29 protein-coding genes are annotated in these 18223 nt (G+C 60.0%); 23 read left to right on the top strand and 6 right to left on the bottom strand.

Annotated features, from left to right (window positions below; genetic code table 11):
* Positions 1-19: 19 nt before the first annotated feature.
* Together ACTG2T_RS11095 and ACTG2T_RS11090 are read right to left on the bottom strand one after the other, a co-directional pair.
* A complete protein-coding gene (locus ACTG2T_RS11095; protein ID WP_330124700.1) occupies positions 20-1072 on the bottom strand; it encodes a site-specific integrase in 1053 nt (350 codons plus the stop codon).
* A complete protein-coding gene (locus ACTG2T_RS11090; RefSeq protein ID WP_330124701.1) occupies positions 1069-1524 on the bottom strand; it encodes a hypothetical protein in 456 nt (151 codons plus the stop codon). The genes ACTG2T_RS11095 and ACTG2T_RS11090 overlap by 4 nt, the downstream gene beginning before the upstream one ends.
* Here ACTG2T_RS11090 and ACTG2T_RS11085 point away from each other — a divergent pair, their 5' ends adjacent.
* A complete protein-coding gene (locus ACTG2T_RS11085; protein WP_330124702.1) occupies positions 1525-1833 on the top strand; it encodes a hypothetical protein in 309 nt (102 codons plus the stop codon).
* Here the strand turns inward: ACTG2T_RS11085 and ACTG2T_RS11080 are convergent.
* Positions 1804-2088, bottom strand: a complete 285-nt coding sequence (locus tag ACTG2T_RS11080) for a hypothetical protein (protein WP_330124703.1) — start codon at positions 2086-2088, stop codon at positions 1804-1806. The genes ACTG2T_RS11085 and ACTG2T_RS11080 overlap by 30 nt on opposite strands.
* A 47-nt stretch (positions 2089-2135) precedes the next feature.
* Positions 2136-2819 (bottom strand): LexA family protein, encoded by a 684-nt coding sequence (locus ACTG2T_RS11075; protein WP_330124704.1) that lies wholly within the window; start codon positions 2817-2819, stop codon positions 2136-2138.
* A 122-nt stretch (positions 2820-2941) separates the two neighbouring features.
* On the opposite strand from ACTG2T_RS11075, the gene ACTG2T_RS11070 reads away from it, so the two are divergent.
* The 15 genes from ACTG2T_RS11070 to ACTG2T_RS11000 all read left to right on the top strand — a co-directional run bounded on the left by ACTG2T_RS11070 (position 2942) and on the right by ACTG2T_RS11000 (position 10696).
* Entirely contained in the window at positions 2942-3127 is a 186-nt protein-coding gene (locus tag ACTG2T_RS11070; RefSeq protein ID WP_330124762.1) for a Cro/CI family transcriptional regulator, read from the top strand.
* A 13-nt stretch (positions 3128-3140) separates the two neighbouring features.
* Complete coding sequence (locus ACTG2T_RS11065; RefSeq protein ID WP_330124705.1) at positions 3141-3428, top strand: hypothetical protein; 288 nt, start codon at positions 3141-3143, stop codon at positions 3426-3428.
* A gap of 28 nt (positions 3429-3456) precedes the next feature.
* Entirely contained in the window at positions 3457-3975 is a 519-nt protein-coding gene (locus ACTG2T_RS11060) for a phage regulatory CII family protein (RefSeq protein WP_330124706.1), read from the top strand.
* Between the two features lie 9 nt (positions 3976-3984).
* The gene (locus ACTG2T_RS11055) at positions 3985-4209 is read left to right on the top strand and encodes an ogr/Delta-like zinc finger family protein (RefSeq protein ID WP_167565849.1); all 225 of its coding nucleotides are present in this window, start codon (positions 3985-3987) and stop codon (positions 4207-4209) included.
* Positions 4206-4433, top strand: coding sequence for a hypothetical protein (locus ACTG2T_RS11050; RefSeq protein ID WP_167573871.1), 228 nt, complete (start codon positions 4206-4208; stop codon positions 4431-4433). The genes ACTG2T_RS11055 and ACTG2T_RS11050 overlap by 4 nt, the downstream gene beginning before the upstream one ends.
* A gap of 15 nt (positions 4434-4448) precedes the next feature.
* Positions 4449-4895: a hypothetical protein gene (locus ACTG2T_RS11045; protein ID WP_330124707.1), complete on the top strand. Its 447-nt coding sequence runs from the start codon at positions 4449-4451 to the stop codon at positions 4893-4895.
* Between the two features lie 63 nt (positions 4896-4958).
* Positions 4959-5420, top strand: coding sequence for a hypothetical protein (locus ACTG2T_RS11040; RefSeq protein WP_330124708.1), 462 nt, complete (start codon positions 4959-4961; stop codon positions 5418-5420).
* Positions 5417-5593, top strand: a complete 177-nt coding sequence (locus ACTG2T_RS11035) for a hypothetical protein (RefSeq protein WP_167573867.1) — start codon at positions 5417-5419, stop codon at positions 5591-5593. The genes ACTG2T_RS11040 and ACTG2T_RS11035 overlap by 4 nt, the downstream gene beginning before the upstream one ends.
* Positions 5590-6126 carry a DNA methyltransferase gene (locus tag ACTG2T_RS11030; protein ID WP_330124709.1) on the top strand — a complete coding sequence of 179 codons (537 nt, stop codon included), beginning with the start codon at positions 5590-5592 and terminating at the stop codon, positions 6124-6126. Before ACTG2T_RS11035 ends, ACTG2T_RS11030 begins: the two co-directional genes overlap by 4 nt.
* The gene (locus ACTG2T_RS11025) at positions 6123-6458 is read left to right on the top strand and encodes a hypothetical protein (protein WP_330124710.1); all 336 of its coding nucleotides are present in this window, start codon (positions 6123-6125) and stop codon (positions 6456-6458) included. Before ACTG2T_RS11030 ends, ACTG2T_RS11025 begins: the two co-directional genes overlap by 4 nt.
* Positions 6455-6676, top strand: a complete 222-nt coding sequence (locus ACTG2T_RS11020; RefSeq protein ID WP_139746596.1) for a hypothetical protein — start codon at positions 6455-6457, stop codon at positions 6674-6676. Before ACTG2T_RS11025 ends, ACTG2T_RS11020 begins: the two co-directional genes overlap by 4 nt.
* Positions 6676-7125 (top strand): hypothetical protein, encoded by a 450-nt coding sequence (locus tag ACTG2T_RS11015; RefSeq protein WP_330124711.1) that lies wholly within the window; start codon positions 6676-6678, stop codon positions 7123-7125. Before ACTG2T_RS11020 ends, ACTG2T_RS11015 begins: the two co-directional genes overlap by 1 nt.
* Positions 7122-9497 carry a replication endonuclease gene (locus tag ACTG2T_RS11010; protein ID WP_439973788.1) on the top strand — a complete coding sequence of 792 codons (2376 nt, stop codon included), beginning with the start codon at positions 7122-7124 and terminating at the stop codon, positions 9495-9497. Before ACTG2T_RS11015 ends, ACTG2T_RS11010 begins: the two co-directional genes overlap by 4 nt.
* 11 nt (positions 9498-9508) lie before the next feature.
* Positions 9509-10120, top strand: coding sequence for a 3'-5' exonuclease (locus tag ACTG2T_RS11005; protein ID WP_439973787.1), 612 nt, complete (start codon positions 9509-9511; stop codon positions 10118-10120).
* A 243-nt stretch (positions 10121-10363) separates the two neighbouring features.
* Positions 10364-10696, top strand: coding sequence for a hypothetical protein (locus ACTG2T_RS11000; RefSeq protein ID WP_330124714.1), 333 nt, complete (start codon positions 10364-10366; stop codon positions 10694-10696).
* A 479-nt stretch (positions 10697-11175) separates the two neighbouring features.
* On the opposite strand, the gene ACTG2T_RS10995 is transcribed toward ACTG2T_RS11000, so the two are convergent.
* Complete coding sequence (locus ACTG2T_RS10995) at positions 11176-12237, bottom strand: phage portal protein (RefSeq protein WP_330124715.1); 1062 nt, start codon at positions 12235-12237, stop codon at positions 11176-11178.
* On the bottom strand, positions 12237-14000 hold the full coding sequence (locus ACTG2T_RS10990) for a terminase ATPase subunit family protein (protein WP_330124716.1): 1764 nt from the start codon (positions 13998-14000) through the stop codon (positions 12237-12239). The genes ACTG2T_RS10995 and ACTG2T_RS10990 overlap by 1 nt, the downstream gene beginning before the upstream one ends.
* A gap of 147 nt (positions 14001-14147) precedes the next feature.
* Here ACTG2T_RS10990 and ACTG2T_RS10985 point away from each other — a divergent pair, with 147 nt between their 5' ends.
* The 7 genes from ACTG2T_RS10985 (at position 14148) to ACTG2T_RS10955 (ending at position 18223) form a co-directional block, all read left to right on the top strand.
* Entirely contained in the window at positions 14148-14981 is an 834-nt protein-coding gene (locus tag ACTG2T_RS10985) for a GPO family capsid scaffolding protein (RefSeq protein ID WP_330124717.1), read from the top strand.
* Positions 14982-14993: 12 nt separating this feature from the next.
* Positions 14994-16019 carry a phage major capsid protein, P2 family gene (locus tag ACTG2T_RS10980; protein WP_330124718.1) on the top strand — a complete coding sequence of 342 codons (1026 nt, stop codon included), beginning with the start codon at positions 14994-14996 and terminating at the stop codon, positions 16017-16019.
* Positions 16020-16029: 10 nt separating this feature from the next.
* A complete protein-coding gene (gpM, locus tag ACTG2T_RS10975; protein ID WP_330124719.1) occupies positions 16030-16812 on the top strand; it encodes a phage terminase small subunit in 783 nt (260 codons plus the stop codon).
* 99 nt (positions 16813-16911) lie between these two features.
* Positions 16912-17382: a head completion/stabilization protein gene (locus ACTG2T_RS10970; RefSeq protein WP_330124720.1), complete on the top strand. Its 471-nt coding sequence runs from the start codon at positions 16912-16914 to the stop codon at positions 17380-17382.
* The gene (locus ACTG2T_RS10965) at positions 17382-17585 is read left to right on the top strand and encodes a tail protein X (protein WP_201907647.1); all 204 of its coding nucleotides are present in this window, start codon (positions 17382-17384) and stop codon (positions 17583-17585) included. Before ACTG2T_RS10970 ends, ACTG2T_RS10965 begins: the two co-directional genes overlap by 1 nt.
* Positions 17586-17602: 17 nt before the next feature.
* Entirely contained in the window at positions 17603-17833 is a 231-nt protein-coding gene (locus ACTG2T_RS10960) for a TraR/DksA C4-type zinc finger protein (protein ID WP_330124763.1), read from the top strand.
* A gap of 21 nt (positions 17834-17854) precedes the next feature.
* Positions 17855-18223 (top strand): putative holin, encoded by a 369-nt coding sequence (locus tag ACTG2T_RS10955; RefSeq protein ID WP_108572605.1) that lies wholly within the window; start codon positions 17855-17857, stop codon positions 18221-18223.

Genomic DNA, 18223 nt, shown 5'->3' with positions numbered 1-18223 from the left:
GCTTGGGGTTTAATGGGGTTTATTGGGTATCGCTGGTGAGCGCTGCCGCCATTTTGCCGCCATTTTTCAGCGCGGTGATCGGGTTGAGTTTTACCGCATCTTCGAGGTGGTCTGGGGCAAAGTGGGCATAGCGCATGGTCATCTTGATATCGGTGTGGCCGAGGATCCGTTGCAACACCAGGATGTTGCCACCCGCCATCATGAAGTGGCTGGCGAAGGTGTGGCGCAGTACGTGGGTGCTCTGTCCGGCAGGCAATTCAATCTCGGCCCGCCGTATTGCCTTCTCGAACTCGGCATAGCAGTCGCCGAACAACCTGCCGGTGCGCTTGGGCAGCAATGCCAACAGCCAGCCGGCCACCGGCACGGTGCGGTTCTTCTTGCCCTTGGTGCGGGTGAAGGTCAACCGCCCGATGCCAACCTGTGAGCGGGTCAGCTTTTCAATCTCAGACCACCGGGCACCGGTCGACAGGCACAGCATCACAATCAGCCACAAGTCGTTCAGCCCCGCACAGGCCGCCAGCAACTGCTCGATTTCATCCTGATTCAGGAACGCCAGTTCGGACTCTTGCACCTTGTACTGGCGCAGCACTTCCAGCGGGTTGCCATGAGCCCACTCACCCAGGCGGCCAAGTTCATTGAACACGGCCTGCAGGTAGAGCAATTCACGATTGATGGTGGTCGGGGATACCTGTTTGCGCTGACCGGGCACATAAAGTTCGCCTGCCAATCGCCGTTCGCGGTAGGCCGCAAACTGCTGGGCGGTGAAGTCGGTCGCCAAGGGATTGCCCAATGCATCTGCCAGCCAATTCAACTTGTCGCGGCGTCGATCACCGTCGGTCAGGGTTTGGCCGTGGCGACCATGCCAAAGCGCCACGAGGTCACTCAGCCGACGCTCATCCGCATGGCCAGCCTCTGGTTGTTGCCAGGGCTGGGCCAGCATGTGTTTTTCCCATGCCAAGGCTTCGCCCTTGGTGGCGAAGCGCTTGCGCTTGCGGGGGCCGTCACGACCTTGGGGATAAACCTCGGCAAGCCAGAGCTTAGGCTTGCCGTCGTCGAGCTTGCGGACTGTCATGTCACCAATCCAACGCCGAACCCTACAACCTGCCCAATCAGAACCTTGCTCGTCTCCCATAAACCGTTCTTGGCCACGGCTTGGATACGCTCGCCAAGGGTTTCTTGCAGGCTGTCTGGCGTCGCATTCAACGCATCCAGCCCCTTTGCCGTCAGCACGGCATTGGCAATGCGGTCGTATGCCTTTGGCTCACCGTGGAGATACCCCGTCTCAACCAGCCAGTGCAGGCACTCAAATGAAAATTGCTTGCGCTTGAAGTAAGGGTCTTTGAGGTAAGGATCATCAGCAAACAACTGCCCTTCTGCTTCTGGCGAAAGGTCTTCAATATGCTCGCCATCCTCGGTTACGATGAACTTGCTGGCTGATAGGGAATGCCGCACCGGAAAACGGCTATAAAGCTCGGCCAATGCCAGCACCACCGTACGATCAAACCTCTCAATATTGGAGACCATATGAAACCTTCATCAGGAGAATTGCTTGCTGAACATGAACGCCGCTATGAACTGACTGGCATCATGCGCCACCATATCGTGTCGCAGCTCAACGGCTCCGTGGACGCCGTGCGTGCTAGAGCTTTTTGGCGCACTCACCTTCCTAACCTGAGCGAGCGAGAAGGGGCCGAAGCACTGGCCGAAGCACTGGCCGAAGCGCTAGCCGGAGCACTGGATGAGGTGCGCCGAAAAACCACCCCCACCTTCGGTCGCGGCCACGGTCATCGAGTTTGCGAACTGTCACTGTTTAGGTATGACCTTGGCATCTGATTTTTTTGCCTCGGATTTTTTGTTGACTGTTTTTTTCGATGCCGATTGACCTTCATCTCCATAATGGCTGGCTGAGCAAATTTTTTTGCTCGCACTGTAAGTGCCGTCATTACAAACAAACAGCTCACCATCACAATGAGAGATCCCGCCCTTGCTGCCTGAGCAGGGCTCTCGACCTTTGGCGAAGGTGGGAGCGGTGGAGAGCATCGTGAAGGCACAAGCCATCGCGATGATGATGTTTTTGGGATTGCGCATGTAGCCATCCATTTCGTTAGTTACATGAATAAGGGCGTACCTGAGCCCTATCGTTTTCTAAAAATGCGGTGCTCGACCATCACGCCGATGATCTCGATATGCTGCCGGTCGGAGTACATGGGCGGGTAATCGTCATTAAGCGGGACCAGTTCAAACACTTCTTGCCCGTGCTCATCGATGCCACGGGGCCGGTACTTTTTGAAAGTAGCCTCATCACTGCCGTTCTTGGCCACCACGAAATCACCAGGGCGGGGCTGTTCGTCAGGGTCAACGATCACCAAATCCCCCTCATTGAATTGCGGGGTCATAGAGTTGCCACGTAGCCAGAGGCCAAACCCGCAAGGGCCAATATCGACACTGGCAGACACATACTCAACATTGCCATCGAAGGTAGTGGCCTGTTCACACATCTCCCGCCAGTTACCTGCTTGCACATAGCTGAGGATCGGCACCCGCGACCCGCGCGGGATCTCGGCGGGTTCGACATTGCGGTAACCCGGGAACGAAGGCTCCGCCACGCCAGTGGTGCCTTCTTCTTTGCCGGTCAGCAACCAATCAACAGACACGCCCAGCGCCGCCGCTAAATCGTTGAGATAGCGGCCTTTGGGTTGGTTCAGCCCTGATTCCCATTTCCCTACCGAAACACCGCTTATGCCAATCGCCTTGGCTAGTGCGGTTTTGGAAAGGCCGAGAGCAGTTCTTCTGCTGAGTATTCGATCTGATATGTGCATTAACCTAGCTTAACTTTCAATGGAAAACCTTAAGGTTAAATAAACCAAAACTTAAGCTTGTTTATGATTGAACCCTAAGTTAGGATCGCCCATATCAAAACTTAAGGTTTGGGTAAGTGAGTGTGAAAAAAGCAGATGTCATTAACTACTTCGGCTCAGCGGCTGAGCTGGCGAGGAAGCTGAACATTTCAGAGGCAGCCATCTCTCAATGGGGCGAAACCATCCCCCAAGGCCGCGCCTACCAGATTGAAGTGCTGACCGGCGGCCAGTTGAAAGCCGACCCCATCCCACCCCGCACAGAAGAATAAGGGGAACAATCCTATGCCACCTCGCCATATCAACCCTGCAGCTTCATCTGCCCCTGCTGCGGCTGTCAGTGCGATCAATATCGTGATCTCCCCTGATACCCCACCGCTGATGACCATCGCCAAGTTTGCCGATTGGGTGGGCGTGTCTGTTGATACCGCTCGCTCATGGGTCAAAGCCGGCCGCCTCGATGTGATGGAAAAAACCAGAGGCAACGAGCTGGTGATGGTCAAGGTGCATGTGTTCATCGCCAAACAGATGGCTGGCTCCGTGTTGGCTCCCCAGTTCAAACGCGCACTTTAACCATAGCGACCTTTGGAGGGAAATCAGAGTGTCAAACCAGACCTGCTTGTCACACAGCCACTTCGCAGCGGCCTGCGATGCCTTCACTGGGAGCTACAACATCAGCCAGCTGGCTAGAGAGATTGGTATGTCGAAAGGGGTGCTGCACAACAAGTTCGACCCGGCCAATGAAAAGCACAAGATCACCGCCCTCGATCTGATCGCCCTCTACCACGCCACCGGTGACGACATTTTGTTTGATGGCCTGCTGCTTGATTGCGGCCTCACCGCCTATCGCTTGCCTGCGTCAGATGCGGCGCTCCCGCCAGAGGCCCGCGCCCAGCAGGCGCTCAACGCTGGCGCCAACATCCTCGGCGTCACGGCTCAGGCTACCCAGGTGCTCAACACTGGCCGCGTCACCAAACACCATCGCAATGCCGTGATGACCGGATTGATGGCGGGCATCGAGCACATGGTGCTGCTCGCCACCGAAATCGAACAGAAATTCAATTCGATACCCACCCTCGCCTGTGCCGCTGATATCGCGCGCGCCAGCCTGGGCGCATAGGAGAACACCATGAGACTGAAATGCCCCCACTGCAACGCCCGCGCCAACATCCGTACCAGCCGGGATATGGGGCCACTGAGCGGCTCGGCCCGCTATCAGTGCAGCAATGTCGAGTGCGGACACACCTTCAAGGTGTTGTTCGAGATCACCGAGACCCTTTCACCCAGCGCCATGCCTAACCCGTCCGTGGTGCTGCCCATGTTTCAACGCAAGGCAAAGGAGACTGCCCAATGAGACTACGCGCCGAGCAGCCGGGGTTGATCCCGCTGCCGTTCCTGCTGATGACCCGCGCCACCGTCGTGAGCGATTGCGACGAGCCAGTGATGCGCAACACCACCCGCTTTGATGGCAGCTATCTGGAAGACCATCACGGCAGACGCGGCACCCTGCGCTTTGCGCCGCGCAACCCAGGCAAAACACCGCGCCCGCACTGGCTGACCCAGCTGCTGCAGGCATAACCGGAGGGCCACCCCATGAACGCAACAGCAAAGGTAATTCCGCTCGTTCAACAGCCAAGCGCCGCAGAGGCAGCACTGGCAGAAATGCGCGCCCGCTTCGGCCGCAATGGGGCGGCCAGCCGCTGGTCACGCCTGCCGACTCGGGCCCGCGCCGTCATCTGCTATGCCGCGGGGATCTCGCCGTCGGCAGCAGCGCAGGAGCTGGGCCAGTTCGAGTTTGACCAACAAGAAGCAATCCGGCTCGCACTGGGCGACCTGCTCGCCACCCTGCGGGAGTTTGATGGCTCGGTGCTGAACCGCCGCGAGTGGCACCGCACCGCCCGCCACATTGATGGGCCGACCCGCAGCGAGCTGGAACAGGCAGAACTTGAGAATAAGCGCCGGGCAGAGCTGAGCGCTCAGGCTGGCACATTGGAAAGCCGCTTGGCGGCATTGAGAAAGGTGGCCGGAAACGGCCAATAAAAAACCCCGCTATCGGTGTTGGCACACCAGCGGGGCTTTCAATCAATCAACGAGGTAAACCTCATGAACAATGTTACCGCAGAACAGGCGATCCGCAAAGTAGCGAACAGCCTCATTAATACCCACCGCCCCCAGCTGGGCGCCTGCCATAGCACCGCCGTCGAGGCGAGCCTTGAGGCACTGGCCGAACTGGCCGACGAGTTGAGCCTGATCGATATCTACGCCGAGCTGACCAAGCGACTCGAGATTCTGCAGGGTGGCCAGCGGCCGCCGGTGCTGGATATGGCCGCAGCCAAGCCGCACATGCTCGCAGACCATCACGAAAACAAAGAGGGGTCAGTTTACACCCAGGGGTTTAACCGTGGCTGGACTGAGGCCGCCGTTCACCCCATCAAGCAGTTTCCCGGAATCGACCAAGGCATTTATGAGCAAGGCCGTGCTGATGGTCGCCGCGCCTTTGAAAAGGCATCAAAAACATGGTTCCAGCCGCCCTTCGCTCATGAGCTGCAAGGGGGTGCCCAATGATCGCCATCACCGCCAAACACACAGCCCCATCACCGGCCGCTGCCGTCGCCTATCTGGTGCGTCACGGCTACATCAACGTGAAAAACAGCTGGCTGCGTGGCCAGCGTCACGCCGCCCGCATCGAGCTGTTGCCGTCTGGCCGCGCTCGGGTTCTGGAAGGAGTAGCAGCATGAGCAGTACAACCGGCAATGTCATCGAGCGCGAGCTCTACCCTACCCCGCCAAGCGCCGTTGCTGCGCTGCTGAAGTGCATCAGCTTTCGCGCAGGCGATCACTTTATGGAGCCGTGCCGAGCAGAGGGGAACATCTTTGACCCTGTGCCGCTCCCTGCCGAACAGAAAGAGTGGGCCGAGATCCGCCATGGCCGTGACTACTTGGCGTGGGATTTTGGTCGCAAGTTCGACGTCATCATCACCAACCCACCGTTCAGTCTGACCGAGGAGTTTTTGAGAAAGAGCCTGTCTGAGCTCGCGCCTGATGGAACCCTGATTTATTTGCAGCGGGTGAACTTCCTGGGCAGCAAGAAGCGGGTGCCGTTCTGGGCAGAAGTCGGCTTTCCGGACAAAACCCCGATCCTGGTACCGCGCCCGCGCTTTGTGAGTGGCGGGTCTGACTCCTGCGAATACAGCTGGTTTGTCTGGGATAACGGCGGCCGTGTGAACCTGCCGAACGGCCTGAGCCATTTTATTGCGGAGGATGCAGCATGAGCCATCAAATGATCGATATGGGCAAGCTGGAACAAGAAGGCAGCACCAGTGAAATGGCGTTGATCGCGTCCATGGATGCAAGTAAGGCCATCATCCAGGTAAGACAAGGAGCTATTCACCAGCTTCAAAAACAACTGGTCTCCCTGCGCCAGTCGCGAAAGCCGACCACCAATAGCTTTGCCATATCAGCCCTGCTGTTTGCCTGCCGTAATGAACGGCAATGGATTGATTTTGCGATCAATCAAATCGAACAAGACGAGAAACTCATTGAGGAAATATATCGGATTAGAGCTGGCAGCCCAGTCCGCACGCTGGAGGAGATCTTCCAATGAGCCATCAACAGCTGATCGACGTGTGGGTAAACCGGATGCTGAACGCCAGCAACGAGCTGCGCGACCTGCAACGTGACTTGCTCGACCTGCGCAAAGATGGCCCCCACGGCCAGCGCACTCCGGCAAAAACCCATCTGACCCTGTGCCGTCTGGCCCGCCGTTCGGTTAAGGCGGCATCCAGCAAAGTACGCTCACTCCACACCGGAGGCGCCATCTAATGACTCACCAAAAAACAGCCGGGCATGCCCCGGCTTTGGGCGGCGTGCGCCCTGCATTCCGCATCGACACCACCGGTCAGGTCACGCTGGAGCCCTGCACCAAGTGCAAACAGACCGCTGTTTGCCTGCCTGTGGCTGGCCGTCACGGTCGCCGCGCTTATCCCTACTGTGTCGAAACCTGCTGGCCGCTGGCCCGTGCTGCCAGTGAAACCGTGGTGAAGGTTGAACCAGCCAGCCGCCCGCTGATGCGCTGCAGCTGCTGCGGCGAGTTCGGCCATGTGCGGCCGGTGATCCTGTCTGGCGATCGCCTGACCAGCCTCGTGTTCTGCGAGCGCGCCTGCTGGTCTGACCGTCTGTCCACGCTGGAGCAAGTCCCCACCTGCAACCAGTGCGGCCGCTATCTGCAACCGAACGAATACACCAACGGCAAGTGCGGGGTGTGCAAGTGAAAGAATCCATCACCAACCTGTGCGGCATCCAGCTGCCGCCGAAATACTGCACCGGCTTTGATGCCATCCAGATGGGTAAGGCGGCCAATCAGCTGGCCCGCGTCGAGTGGCACGTTGCCAAGCCGCTGGCAAAGACCTACCTGCGCCGCTACCCCGCCAACCACAAGACGGCAAACGTCTGGCTGCGCCGGATGGTGGATGCCTGCGCCGCCGCGCAATCGCGCTTCCCGATCCCGGTGCATCACCTGCGCAACGACATTCGCCGCGAGCTGGTCGCTGCCGAGTGGGCCCGCCGCTGCCAGCAGTTGCTGACGACGGGCGCGAACGAGCGCACCGCCGCCGAGCTGCTGGCCGATCTGGGGTCGCAGGCGCAGGCGTGGCACTTCTGCCCGCCCCTGCCGAACGACCCGCGCACAGCCGCCAGAAAACTGCTTGGCCGCCAGCTGACCGACGAAGAGCGGGCAGATATGGAGCCAGCTGTTGAGAAGTTCGAGGGTGCCGCCGCCAGCTTGCTGGTGCGCCTGCTCGATGAATCGTGGTGGCTGCGCAAGATTAACCGCGCCTGGGCAGTCTATTGCGAGCTGGTCGCCATCATCACCGGACAGGTGCGCAAGGGGGTTAGCCCCTACGCCAGCGCCCACGCGGTGCGCGAGTTTACCCAGCGCAAGGCGGCCCAGCGGGCATGGATGGAGAGCATGAGCGCCGTCAATGAGGAGCTGGGGCAAGAGATTGATCTGGCCGACGCCATCATGGCATCGGTGGCAAATCCGGCCATTCGCCGTCATGAGCTGATGGTGCGGATGCGGGGCTTTGAAGATATGGCGCAGGAACAGGGCAAGCTGGGCCTGTTTCTGACCCTGACCGCGCCGTCTGGCTATCACGCATGGCGCCAGGGCAAGCAAGACAAGAGCAAGACCTACCAGAACGAAGATTTCAACGGCAGCACCCCGACCGAGACCAACCGCCTGTTGTGCAAACAGTGGGCCCGCTTTCGTGCCGCACTGGCCCGCGAGGGGATCATGGCCTTCGGCTTTCGGGTGGTGGAGCCGCACCACGACGGAACGCCGCACTGGCATTGCCTGCTGTTTATCGATCCGGTTCATCAGCACGACTTCCTGACCCTGCTGGCCTACCACTTCACCGATTCCGCACGGGCAGAACTCAAGATGCCGAACGGCGATCTGCTCGACCAGCTGGCCGAGATGAAAATCCGCAACAAGCTGCCGCGCATCAAGTGGCTGCTGGATGTGAACAACCCAGCGGTGGTGAAGGCCATCAACCCGCGCGTGAACTGGAAGGAGATCGACCCGACCAAGGGCAGCGCCACCGGTTATATCGCCAAATACATCGCCAAGAACATCGACGGCCATAAGGTCGGGATGGACTACGAAGCCGAGGCGCCGGTTGACCATACCACCATCGCGGTCGCCGCCTGGGCAAGCTGCTGGCGCATTCGCCAGTTTCAGCAGATCGGCGGGCCGTCTGTGTCGGTCTGGCGCGAGCTGCGCCGCCTGGGCGATGAGGTGATCGAATGGGATTGCGTGCTGGAGGCGGCCCGCTATGCCGCAGATAACAAACGCTGGGCCCGCTTTATCGAGGCGATGGGCGGCATCGAGACCCCGCGTAAAGACCACCTGATCAAGCTCTCCAAGCGTCTGGACGAGGGCGCCAACAAATACGGCGAGGATGTGCTGCGCCTGATGGGGGTGATCTCCGACGTGGGCCAGACCACCGCCGTCACTAGAACCGAAGGCTGGCAGATAGTGCGCAAGGGTGCCGCTGTGTCGGGTTTGGGCGAGCAGCGCGAGCCTGCAGTTGGCGAGCGCAGCGAGTTGCACTCAAGCGGCGGCAGCCGCGCCCCTCGGAGTTCTGTCAATAACTGTACGGAAGGATCTAAATCAGGGGTTAAAGGATCCGCTCTGGCTAAAGAGCTGATTCGCATGGGTCTTGATGTGAGTAACGAAGACCTGCTGTTGCGGGGCTGCATCATCAACGCAGACGGCCAATATGTGCGACTGGTCGGCGATCGGCTGATTGTGACCCGCAACTGGCCAGGGGCAGGCGATGCGGTGGCCGCAGAGGTCGAGGCCGAACTGGCCCGCAACCGCGCCGCCAGCAGCAGCGAGCTGAAACAGCAGGCCCGCGAGCTGATGCACAACGGCGGCAGCGTGACCGACTGGCTGGCCAGCCTGCCGCTGCAACAGGCCGATGAGGCGATCGCCACCCTCACCCGTCTGGTGGATGACGAAGAGGATCGCGGGCGCTATCAGCCCACCGAACAGGAGCAGGCCCGCGTTGCGAGCTTGCAAGCCGACAACCAGCGCCACGGCGCAGAGATTGCCAAGGCGCGGGCGCGCCTGGGCGTTGAGTAAGGAGAGTGAAGATGAAACACGTAATGCTGGATCTGGAAACCATGGGCAAAGGCCCCCGCGCGGCCATCGTCACCATCGGGGCCGTGTTCTTTGACCCGATGACCGGTGAACTGGGCGCCGAGTTTGAGGCGCATATCGACCTACGAGATAGCGCACGGTTTGGGGAGATAGACCCTGACACCGTGCTGTGGTGGTTGGGGCAGAGTGATGAGGCACGCAAGGCCATTGCCTATAACGTGGACGGCGAAAAACGGATGGCGCTGATTCAGGCGCTGCAAAAGTTTCAGGCATGGCTGCTGGCCAACGGGCAAGGGGACAAGCGCCCTTATGTGTGGGGTAATGGCGCGGGATTTGACTGCACCATCATGGCCAACGCCTATACAGCCGTGAACAAAAGGCACTTTGTTGGCTACTGGAACGGATTTAAGGATCGGGACGTGCGCACCGTTGTTGATATGGGGCGTGACCTGCTGGGCTTTGACCCGAAAAAAGACATGCCATTCGAGGGCGTAGCCCATCGAGCGCTGGATGATGCCAAGCATCAGGCCCGCTATGTCAGCGCCATCTATCAGCGGATGCAGGCAGCGATCAACGGCTGCAGCATGGTTGGGGGTGCTGAATGAGAGACCCTCGCAAAAATCCGGTACCGGGTGATGTGATCACCAGATTCGGTACCACCAGGGAAGTGACCGCAATCAAGCGCAACGACCGAGGAACGGTGACCCATGTGATATACGAACATCCCGGTCAGTCTCACCTCGCCCCAGCGAAGGAGACCGCTATCTCTAGTTGGCGAGCATGGGCCAAGCAGGATGCCATTGTGGTAAGGGCGGTGTGGCAATTGGGGAATGCCGAAGGGGCAAGATATGAGTGACGCCACCAAGCGCAAGCAGGCCCAGCGGGCCAGACGGGCGGCTCTCGGTATCAAGCGGGTAGAGGTGGCACTCTCAGAACGGGAGCGCCAGCAGCTGGACCACCTGCGCATCGCCAGGGCTGGCGCCGGTGACCCATACAGCGCAGACGAGTACATCAGCACCCTGATCCGGCGAGACTGGGAACGCTGGCTGGAGCAGGAGGCCGAGCTGAAAAAGCAGACTTGCCCGCACTGCGAATGCCAACTGACGACCGGATGCGGCGGCGCCTTCAAGGGGCAGCGAGAGTGCTGGCACACCCTGGGCGACAAGACGATCGCGCTATAAGAGCCAAAACGCGAAATGTGTCCGGTCACGAAACGGCAAACGTGACCGGACACAACTGGTTAAAGCAGTGCTTTGCGCTCCCAGAATCCGGGGATCGTAAAAGTGAAAGGATCTGACGGATTTTGAATGATCGCAGAAAAGATCTGAAAAGCTGCGCGCGGCCAGTGCTGGCGCGGGGAGCAGATAGCCGCCACCAGTCATTCACCTGCATGGAAATCGACACATAAAGCGGGCAGGCGGGGCGGGGTTCCGATTGCGCGCGCTGGGTGCTGGCGGGGGTCGGCAGGCTGCGCCAGCCGCTCAGGGTGCGCGCGTGAGGATCCGCGAGGGTTAGCGGACGCCCAGCGCCGCCGCCTCAACAACGGGCCGCACAGGAGCTATGACGCGGGCATAAAAAACCCGCCAATTTGTGCATCGTTGAGAGGCATGGCGGGTATGTTAGATGGGGATACTACATCAGCCGCATCGGGCTGGCAAAGTCAGATCAGCCGGTCACTATGGCTGGCCGTCTCACCGACGGCAAGCTTGTAGGGGTTGAACCGGATAACCTCCTCCCCTGCCCAGTCGTTGATCTGCAGCAGGCTGGCCTTGAGGCTGTCCACCTCGTTCACATCGAACACCTGGGCGGCCTTGGTCACATCACCGAAACCGCCGGTGTTGTTCGGCATCACCCCCATCAGCTGGGGCGGTACCCGATGGGTCGCCAGCTGGTCGTCGCGGCTCACATTCTTGATGGAGAGAAAATCGTCCTTGGCCGCCACCTCGGCCACCGGGATCAACTTCACCCCGTCCTTGCTGCCGTTCGGGGTGTAGAGCAACAGGTTGCGGAAGTTGCCGGGGCCCTTGCTCTGGCGCAGCGCCTCTTTCAGCTTCTTGATGTCGTCCTCGTTCTGCACCGCATCAGTGATATGCATGATGAACCCGGCATGGCTGCCGTTTTCGTAATATTTACGCCGGAACAGCGTGGCCGACTCGTTCAGCAGTGTCGAGTTCAGGCCGCCCACATAATCGGGGATGCCATAAATCTCCTGGTTGATATCGCTCTCCATCACATGGCCCACCGAACCGATCGGCATCTGCTGCTCCTTCCCGGGCTGCGCAATCCACCAATAGGCATCAAGATCCAGCCCGCGCCGCACATACTTGGCACGCAGATGGTCATAGCGCAGCACCCCGCCCAGCCGGTTCTGCACCGCGTGGGGGTAGCAATTACCGAAGATCAGATAGTCATTCACCAGCCCGGTGAACGCCGTCAGGCTCAGTTTGGGATGGGGCACAAAGCAAGAGCGCAAGATGTTGCGCTTCACCTGAATGGCCGAGGCATGATGCACCCCGGCACGATAAACCCGCGCCAGCCCCTGCAAACTCAGTGGCGGCTCATACCAGCGGCCGTTGTGCATCGCCTCCAGGTAATCGAACACCTCCCGCTGACTCAGCACCGGCACCGGCTCGCCAAAGGAAAACGCCTCGATCGCATCAGCGGCGGGCGCTTGGGTCGCCGTCACCGGCGGGGTCTTGCGCGGATTACGGCGCTTTTTCATCAGTAAAACTCCATCATGATGGTATTGGTACCGTTGGCGCCTGCCAGCGGCTCATGTAACAGGGCTTGCATCGTCGCCCAAGCAATATCGCCGTGGCTGACCTCTTCGGAACGGCTCGACTCAAAGGTCGGCATCTTGCCGGCGGTTACCCCACGGCGAATGCTCATAAACGCGGCCGCCAAATCATTCCACCCGCTATCAAACTCAAGCCGCCCATTGTTCATCACGTCGAGCGCCTTCATGACCATGCGGATCTTCACGCTCGGGTTGTACTGGATGGCAGTCACCGCCGGATAGAACACCTTCACATTCTGATAGACCCCCTCACCGATCCCCGTCGTGTCGATGCCGATATAGGCCACGTTATAGCGAATCGTCATCTGGCGGATGGCCTCGGCCTGCGCCGCAAAATCCATCCCTTTCCACTGGTGGCGCTCCAGCACCCGAAACTTGCCACCGGGCACCGCAGGCGGCGCCAGCACGGCACAGCCTGCGCTGTCCCCCTGTCCGCCCTTCGCCGGGTCATAACCGATCCACACCGGCCGGTTACCCATTGGCCGCATCGCAAAGGGTTTGTAGTCATCCCACACCTCCCAGCTATCGACCATACAGCGCATGAGCATCGCCAACGGGAATACGCTGGCCGTGTCATCCATAAACTCGCACATCAGCAGATTGCGGTACTCATCATCGGAATACTCGCCGCGCAGCTCATCAAGGTCGAACAGGTCACAACCGCCGCGCACCGCATCCTCAACCGTGACGATCTGCCGCCACTGGCGATCTGCGCACAGCTTGCCGCTGGCCAGATTGCCGTGGCTCAGGTCAATCTCGACCCGGTCGGCCTTCGCCTTGCCACGGTTGTAGTGGGCACCAGACCAATACGAATAAGCGGGGTGTGACAAGCTGGAAGGGGTGGAAATGTAGGTCTGGCGCCACTTCTTGTGCATTGCCATGCCTGACGCCACCTTGCGGAAATCGATAAAGCCATGGATCCAAAAATACTCATCCATGTAGGTGTTGCCGTGGTAACTCTGCGCCGTGCGAGCGTTGGTGCCGAGAAAGTAAAGGTGCGCCCCGTTCGGCAGCACCATGGGGTCACCTTTCAGCTCGACCCCCTCCTCCTTGGCAAACTGGATGATGTACTGCTTGAACACATGGGCCTGCGCCTTGCTGGCAGACATAAAAATTTGATTGCGGCCAGTTACCAGCGCGTCGATAAACGCCTCGAAGGCAAAAAAGTAGGTCGCCCCGATCTGGCGCGACTTAAGCAGATTGCGGATCCGGTACTGCTGCCCTGCCTCATACCAGACTCGCTGGTAATCGAACATCGTCGACTCGAACCGCTCGATCAGCCGCTCTTGCTGCTCGGGCTCCACCACATTGCGCTCGGGCGCCTTCTTCGGCCCCTTGTTGCGGTTCGCCACCTTCGGGTTGAGATCGGCCTCATTGCCGCCGTTGCTATACCTGTTGACCCGGGCGACCCGCTCCAGCTGGCGACCCAGCAAGTCAATCTCCTTGAAATCGCCGCCGGTTTTCATCTCCTTGGCGATCAGCTGGCACAACCGCGCCTCCAGCGCGAAATCGACCCGGTCAATCGGTTTGATGTCATCCCAGCCGTCGCGCTTCTTCCAGGTCGACACTGTCCCCTCCGGCGTCTGCAGCAATTCAGCAATGGCGCGGAGCGAGTAGCCCTGAAAGAACAGGTGCATGGCCTGCCGTCTGGGTTCGATATGGGGGAAAAGTAAGGGTGCTGTAGTCATGGCGACAGCCTACCGCCCGTCAATGCCGAAAGGATGGCTGCGCGGGTGTGTAGGCGCGCCACACACCCGCAACCGATTGAAGGATCTAGCGCACCAGACAGACCATGAGCCCGACCAGAAACCCAATTACCAAAGGGATCCCAGCTCATGCCTAAGTCCAAATTTTTCCGCGTCGCCGTCGAAGGGGGCACGACCGACGGGCGCACCATCACCCGCGAATGGATTGAACAGATGGCCGCGCGCTACAACCAGTCCACCTATGGCGCGCGGGTCAATATGGAACACATCCGGGGCTATGACCCCAACGGTCAGTTCAAGATGTACGGCGACATCACCGCAGCCAAGGCCGAAGAGGTCGATCTCGAAGGTGAAAAGCGTCTGGCCCTGTTCGTGCAAATCGACCCGACCCCCGAACTGGTCGAACTGAACAAGAAGCGCCAGAAGGTTTATACCTCCGTCGAAATCCACCCGAACATGAACGACAAAGGCGCCTACCTCATGGGTCTGGCCGTCACCGACAGCCCGGCCAGCCTCGGCACCGAAATGCTCCAGTTCTGCAGCAAAGCGAAGGTCAACCCGCTGGGCGATCGCAAGCAGCACAAGGAATGCCTGTTCACCGAAGCGCTGGAAACCGTCATCGAATTCGAAGACGACAGCGACAAGGGCGACAAAGGCCCCAGCCTGTTCAGCCGCATCAAAGAGCTGCTGGCCCCGGGCGAAAAGGCCACCGCCGAGCAGTTCAGCGACGTGCACCAAGCCGTCGAAGCCGTGGCCAAAGAAGTCACCACCATCAGCGCCGACCTGCAAAAGCAGTTCAACAAGCAGGACGCCACCATCACCGAACTGACCAGCAAGCTGGAAGGCACAGAAAAAGAGCTGGCCGCCCTGAAAGCCTCGCTGGAACGCCAGGAAGATTTCAGCCACAAGCGCGATCCCGCCACCGGTGGCGATGGCACCACCACCGTATCCACCGATTGCTAAGGAGCATCATCAATGCGTAACGAAACCCGCGTGAAGTTCAACGAGTACACCGGTCAGCTGGCCAAGCTCAACGCCATCACCAGCGCCATGGTGCAATTCAACGTGCAGCCGAGCGTCCAGCAGACGCTGGAAACCAAAATGCAGGAGTCGGTCGAATTCCTGCAGATGATTAACGTCATCCCGGTCAACGACATGAAAGGCGAAAAGGTGGGCGTGGGTATCAGCAGCACCATCGCCGGTCGCACCGACACCAGCACCAAAGACCGCCAGCCCAACGATCCGAGCGCCCTCTATGACCACAGTTATGAGTGCGCCCAGACCAACTACGACACCATGATCGGCTATGCCAAACTGGACGCATGGGCCAAGTTCACCGACTTCCAGACCCGCATCCGCGACGCCATCATCACCCGTCAGGGTCTTGACCGCATCATGATCGGCTGGCACGGCACCAGTGCAGCCAAAGACACCGACCGCAACGCCAACCCGCTGCTGCAAGATGTCAACATCGGCTGGCTGGAGCATATCCGCAAGGATGCACCGGCCCAGGTCATGAAAGAGGTCAAGCAGGGCAGCGGCAAGATCTACATCGACCCGACCAATGGCGACTACAAGAACATCGATGCCGTGGTGTTCGACGTCGTCAGCGAAATGATCAAGCCGTGGTATCAGGACGACACCGATCTGGTGGTCATCTGTGGTCGCAAACTGCTGTCTGACAAGTATTTCCCCATCATCAACGACGCGGGCGACAACCAGAACAAACTGGCCGCCCAAGTGCTGGTCAGCCAGAAGCAGATCGGTGGTCTCAAGGCCGTGCGCGTCCCCTTCTTCCCGGAAGATGCCCTGCTGGTCACCAAGCTGGAAAACCTCTCCATCTACTGGCAGGAAGGCGCCCGCCGCCGCCACATCGAAGAAGAGCCGAAGCGCAACCGCATCGTCAACTACGAAAGCTCCAACGATGCCTACGTGGTTGAGGATTACGACTGCGCGGCGCTGGTTGAAAACATCGTCGTCGCACCGAAACCGGCCGCGTAAGGGGAATGACATGACATCACCCGCCCGCGCTCACCGCGAACGCATGCTGGCCGCCCTGCAAGGGGCGGCCTCTCCTGAACAGGACCGCACCGCCGCCAACGCCTACGAACTCCAGCTGATGCAGCTGGCAGAGCACCGCCGCACCCTCAAGGGCATTCAGAGCATCGAGCGCAAGATCGACGCCAAGCGCACCATGCTGGCTACCTACAAACCGTGGATTGACGGCCTGCTGGCTGCCGATCGCGGCGGTCAGGATGACGTACTGGTGACCATCATGCTCTGGCACCTCGACACCGGCGATCTGGAAGGGGCCTTCAACATGGCCGACTACGTGATCCGCCATGGCCTCAACACCCCGGATCAATACGACCGCACCGCCCCCACCCTCATTGCCGAAGAAGTGGCCGACACCGCCATCAAGCTGCAAGAGGCGGGCACCGGCCCAAGCTATGGCCTGCTCTCGGCCTACATCGAGCTGCTGAAAGGCTCGGACATGTTCGACCAGGTACACGCCAAGCTGCACAAGGCCGTGGGCCGTGCCGCACTGGCCGAAGGGTTCAAAGAGCCGGCAGCCGAGCACTACCGCCGCGCCCTCGAACTGCACGACAAGGTCGGCCTCAAAAAGGATCTGGAAGTGCTGGAACGGGAGATTAAGAAGCAGAAAACCGCAGAACTGCCAGTCGCCAGCGACGTTAGCGCAGCCTCTGTTACGGCACCGGCTATCGCCGAGGCCAGCCCGGAGCAAGAGCCAACCACCGAACAGCAAGGCCCCGCCGACGGCGAGACCAGCTAACCGAGCGTACCCCGCGCCCTGGGCGGCTCGGGCCTGACGAATGCCAGCGGCATACCAGACGGCCCGACCACCGCCCAACAAACGGGGGAAGGAGCATCCATGACATCAGGATTCATCCCCACCAATCCGACCAACAAAGACGAAGGCGAAGTATCCAGCGCCAAGTTCTGGCCGGTCATCAACCTCAACACCCTGCGCGCCATCATGCGCACCGACGGCACCATCACCACCGAACGGCTGCGCCATGCCGTGATTGACGCCGTCGCAGCCGTCAACAGCGATCTGAGCGGCTGGGCCATCAACCGCCAGGACGAAGGCTACGAGCAGCTGGCCGATGTGCCATCCCAGACCGTCAACGCTGAATCCGTGCTGGTTCACTGGTATCGCCGCGCCGTCTACAGCATGGCCCGCGCCAACCTCTACGAGCGTTACCTCGACAGCTCGGCCACCGCAGAAGCCGTCAAAGACACCGACGCCCGCGACCAGACCGCAAACGACCTCTACCGCGACGCCCGTTTCGCCATCCGCGACATCCTTGGCGAAACCCACACCACGGTTGAGCTGATCTGATGCAACTGCGCGCCCAACAGGGGGAAACCCTCGACCTCATCATCAACCGGCACTACGGCTACACCGCGGGCATCACCGAACAGGTGCTGACCCTCAATCCGGGGCTGGCAGACAAGGGGCCCATCCTGCCGATGGGCACTCTCATCACCCTGCCGGATACCCCGACTCAAGCCGCCGCGCCACTGATCCAGCTATGGGATTAACCCATGAGAGCACTGACATGAGCCGCCTCGACGACGAACTTGAACGACTGGCAGAGATCAGCGAGCAGCAACTCGCGGCCCGCATCCACGCCGCCCGCATCGCGGGCACCGGACCCCACTACTGCATCGACTGCGACGACCCGATCCCGCAAGAGCGCAGAGAAGCGATCCGGGGCTGCGAGCGCTGCGCCGACTGCCAGACCACCCACGAATTCAAGACCGCCCGCCAATTTGGCGGCAGACGATAACAACAGCACCAGGAGAGCACGATGCCCGAACCCATCTCATCCAGTGCAGCAACCAGCGCCCTCACCGGTCTGGCCCTGCTGTTCACCTTGCCGGGAGTTGACCCATCCATGGTGCTAGGCGCACTGACTGGGGCAGTCCTGTTTGTTTCTGCCACAGAAGAACACAGCAGATGGCGAAAAATCGCCCTGTTCGTGGCGTCTTTTATCGGTGGCCTGCTACTGGCTGACCTCGTTTGTCAGCTGCTGGTTATGGCCCTACCAATGGGGGTGCCAGTCAGCAAAGCAGTAGGGTCATTGCTTTCGTCCGCGCTGATGGTCCGCATGCTGCAAATCATCATGCGCACAGAGTTCGGCACGCTCTTGAACATCTTGCTCAACAGGAGGGGGTAA

This window comes from Aeromonas sp. 75A (genome assembly GCF_051919425.1).
Classification (GTDB): Bacteria; Pseudomonadota; Gammaproteobacteria; order Enterobacterales; family Aeromonadaceae; genus Aeromonas; species Aeromonas veronii.
Note: the sequence above shows the minus strand (reverse complement) of the source record. Positions and strands in the feature narration are given on the sequence as shown.

Bases quoted from the DNA above. Each gene is read 5' to 3' on its own strand.
- ACTG2T_RS11095 (WP_330124700.1), bottom strand. From the start codon at position 1,072: ATGACAGTCCGCAAGCTCGACGACGGCAAGCCTAAGCTCTGGCTTGCC.
- ACTG2T_RS11090 (WP_330124701.1), bottom strand. From the start codon at position 1,524: ATGGTCTCCAATATTGAGAGGTTTGATCGTACGGTGGTGCTGGCATTG.
- ACTG2T_RS11085 (WP_330124702.1), top strand. From the start codon at position 1,525: ATGAAACCTTCATCAGGAGAATTGCTTGCTGAACATGAACGCCGCTAT.
- ACTG2T_RS11080 (WP_330124703.1), bottom strand. From the start codon at position 2,088: ATGCGCAATCCCAAAAACATCATCATCGCGATGGCTTGTGCCTTCACG.
- ACTG2T_RS11075 (WP_330124704.1), bottom strand. From the start codon at position 2,819: ATGCACATATCAGATCGAATACTCAGCAGAAGAACTGCTCTCGGCCTT.
- ACTG2T_RS11065 (WP_330124705.1), top strand. From the start codon at position 3,141: ATGCCACCTCGCCATATCAACCCTGCAGCTTCATCTGCCCCTGCTGCG.
- ACTG2T_RS11055 (WP_167565849.1), top strand. From the start codon at position 3,985: ATGAGACTGAAATGCCCCCACTGCAACGCCCGCGCCAACATCCGTACC.
- ACTG2T_RS11050 (WP_167573871.1), top strand. From the start codon at position 4,206: ATGAGACTACGCGCCGAGCAGCCGGGGTTGATCCCGCTGCCGTTCCTG.
- ACTG2T_RS11045 (WP_330124707.1), top strand. From the start codon at position 4,449: ATGAACGCAACAGCAAAGGTAATTCCGCTCGTTCAACAGCCAAGCGCC.
- ACTG2T_RS11040 (WP_330124708.1), top strand. From the start codon at position 4,959: ATGAACAATGTTACCGCAGAACAGGCGATCCGCAAAGTAGCGAACAGC.
- ACTG2T_RS11035 (WP_167573867.1), top strand. From the start codon at position 5,417: ATGATCGCCATCACCGCCAAACACACAGCCCCATCACCGGCCGCTGCC.
- ACTG2T_RS11030 (WP_330124709.1), top strand. From the start codon at position 5,590: ATGAGCAGTACAACCGGCAATGTCATCGAGCGCGAGCTCTACCCTACC.
- ACTG2T_RS11025 (WP_330124710.1), top strand. From the start codon at position 6,123: ATGAGCCATCAAATGATCGATATGGGCAAGCTGGAACAAGAAGGCAGC.
- ACTG2T_RS11020 (WP_139746596.1), top strand. From the start codon at position 6,455: ATGAGCCATCAACAGCTGATCGACGTGTGGGTAAACCGGATGCTGAAC.
- ACTG2T_RS11015 (WP_330124711.1), top strand. From the start codon at position 6,676: ATGACTCACCAAAAAACAGCCGGGCATGCCCCGGCTTTGGGCGGCGTG.
- ACTG2T_RS11005 (WP_439973787.1), top strand. From the start codon at position 9,509: ATGAAACACGTAATGCTGGATCTGGAAACCATGGGCAAAGGCCCCCGC.
- ACTG2T_RS11000 (WP_330124714.1), top strand. From the start codon at position 10,364: ATGAGTGACGCCACCAAGCGCAAGCAGGCCCAGCGGGCCAGACGGGCG.
- ACTG2T_RS10995 (WP_330124715.1), bottom strand. From the start codon at position 12,237: ATGAAAAAGCGCCGTAATCCGCGCAAGACCCCGCCGGTGACGGCGACC.
- ACTG2T_RS10990 (WP_330124716.1), bottom strand. From the start codon at position 14,000: ATGACTACAGCACCCTTACTTTTCCCCCATATCGAACCCAGACGGCAG.
- ACTG2T_RS10985 (WP_330124717.1), top strand. From the start codon at position 14,148: ATGCCTAAGTCCAAATTTTTCCGCGTCGCCGTCGAAGGGGGCACGACC.
- ACTG2T_RS10980 (WP_330124718.1), top strand. From the start codon at position 14,994: ATGCGTAACGAAACCCGCGTGAAGTTCAACGAGTACACCGGTCAGCTG.
- gpM (WP_330124719.1), top strand. From the start codon at position 16,030: ATGACATCACCCGCCCGCGCTCACCGCGAACGCATGCTGGCCGCCCTG.
- ACTG2T_RS10970 (WP_330124720.1), top strand. From the start codon at position 16,912: ATGACATCAGGATTCATCCCCACCAATCCGACCAACAAAGACGAAGGC.
- ACTG2T_RS10965 (WP_201907647.1), top strand. From the start codon at position 17,382: ATGCAACTGCGCGCCCAACAGGGGGAAACCCTCGACCTCATCATCAAC.
- ACTG2T_RS10960 (WP_330124763.1), top strand. From the start codon at position 17,603: ATGAGCCGCCTCGACGACGAACTTGAACGACTGGCAGAGATCAGCGAG.
- ACTG2T_RS10955 (WP_108572605.1), top strand. From the start codon at position 17,855: ATGCCCGAACCCATCTCATCCAGTGCAGCAACCAGCGCCCTCACCGGT.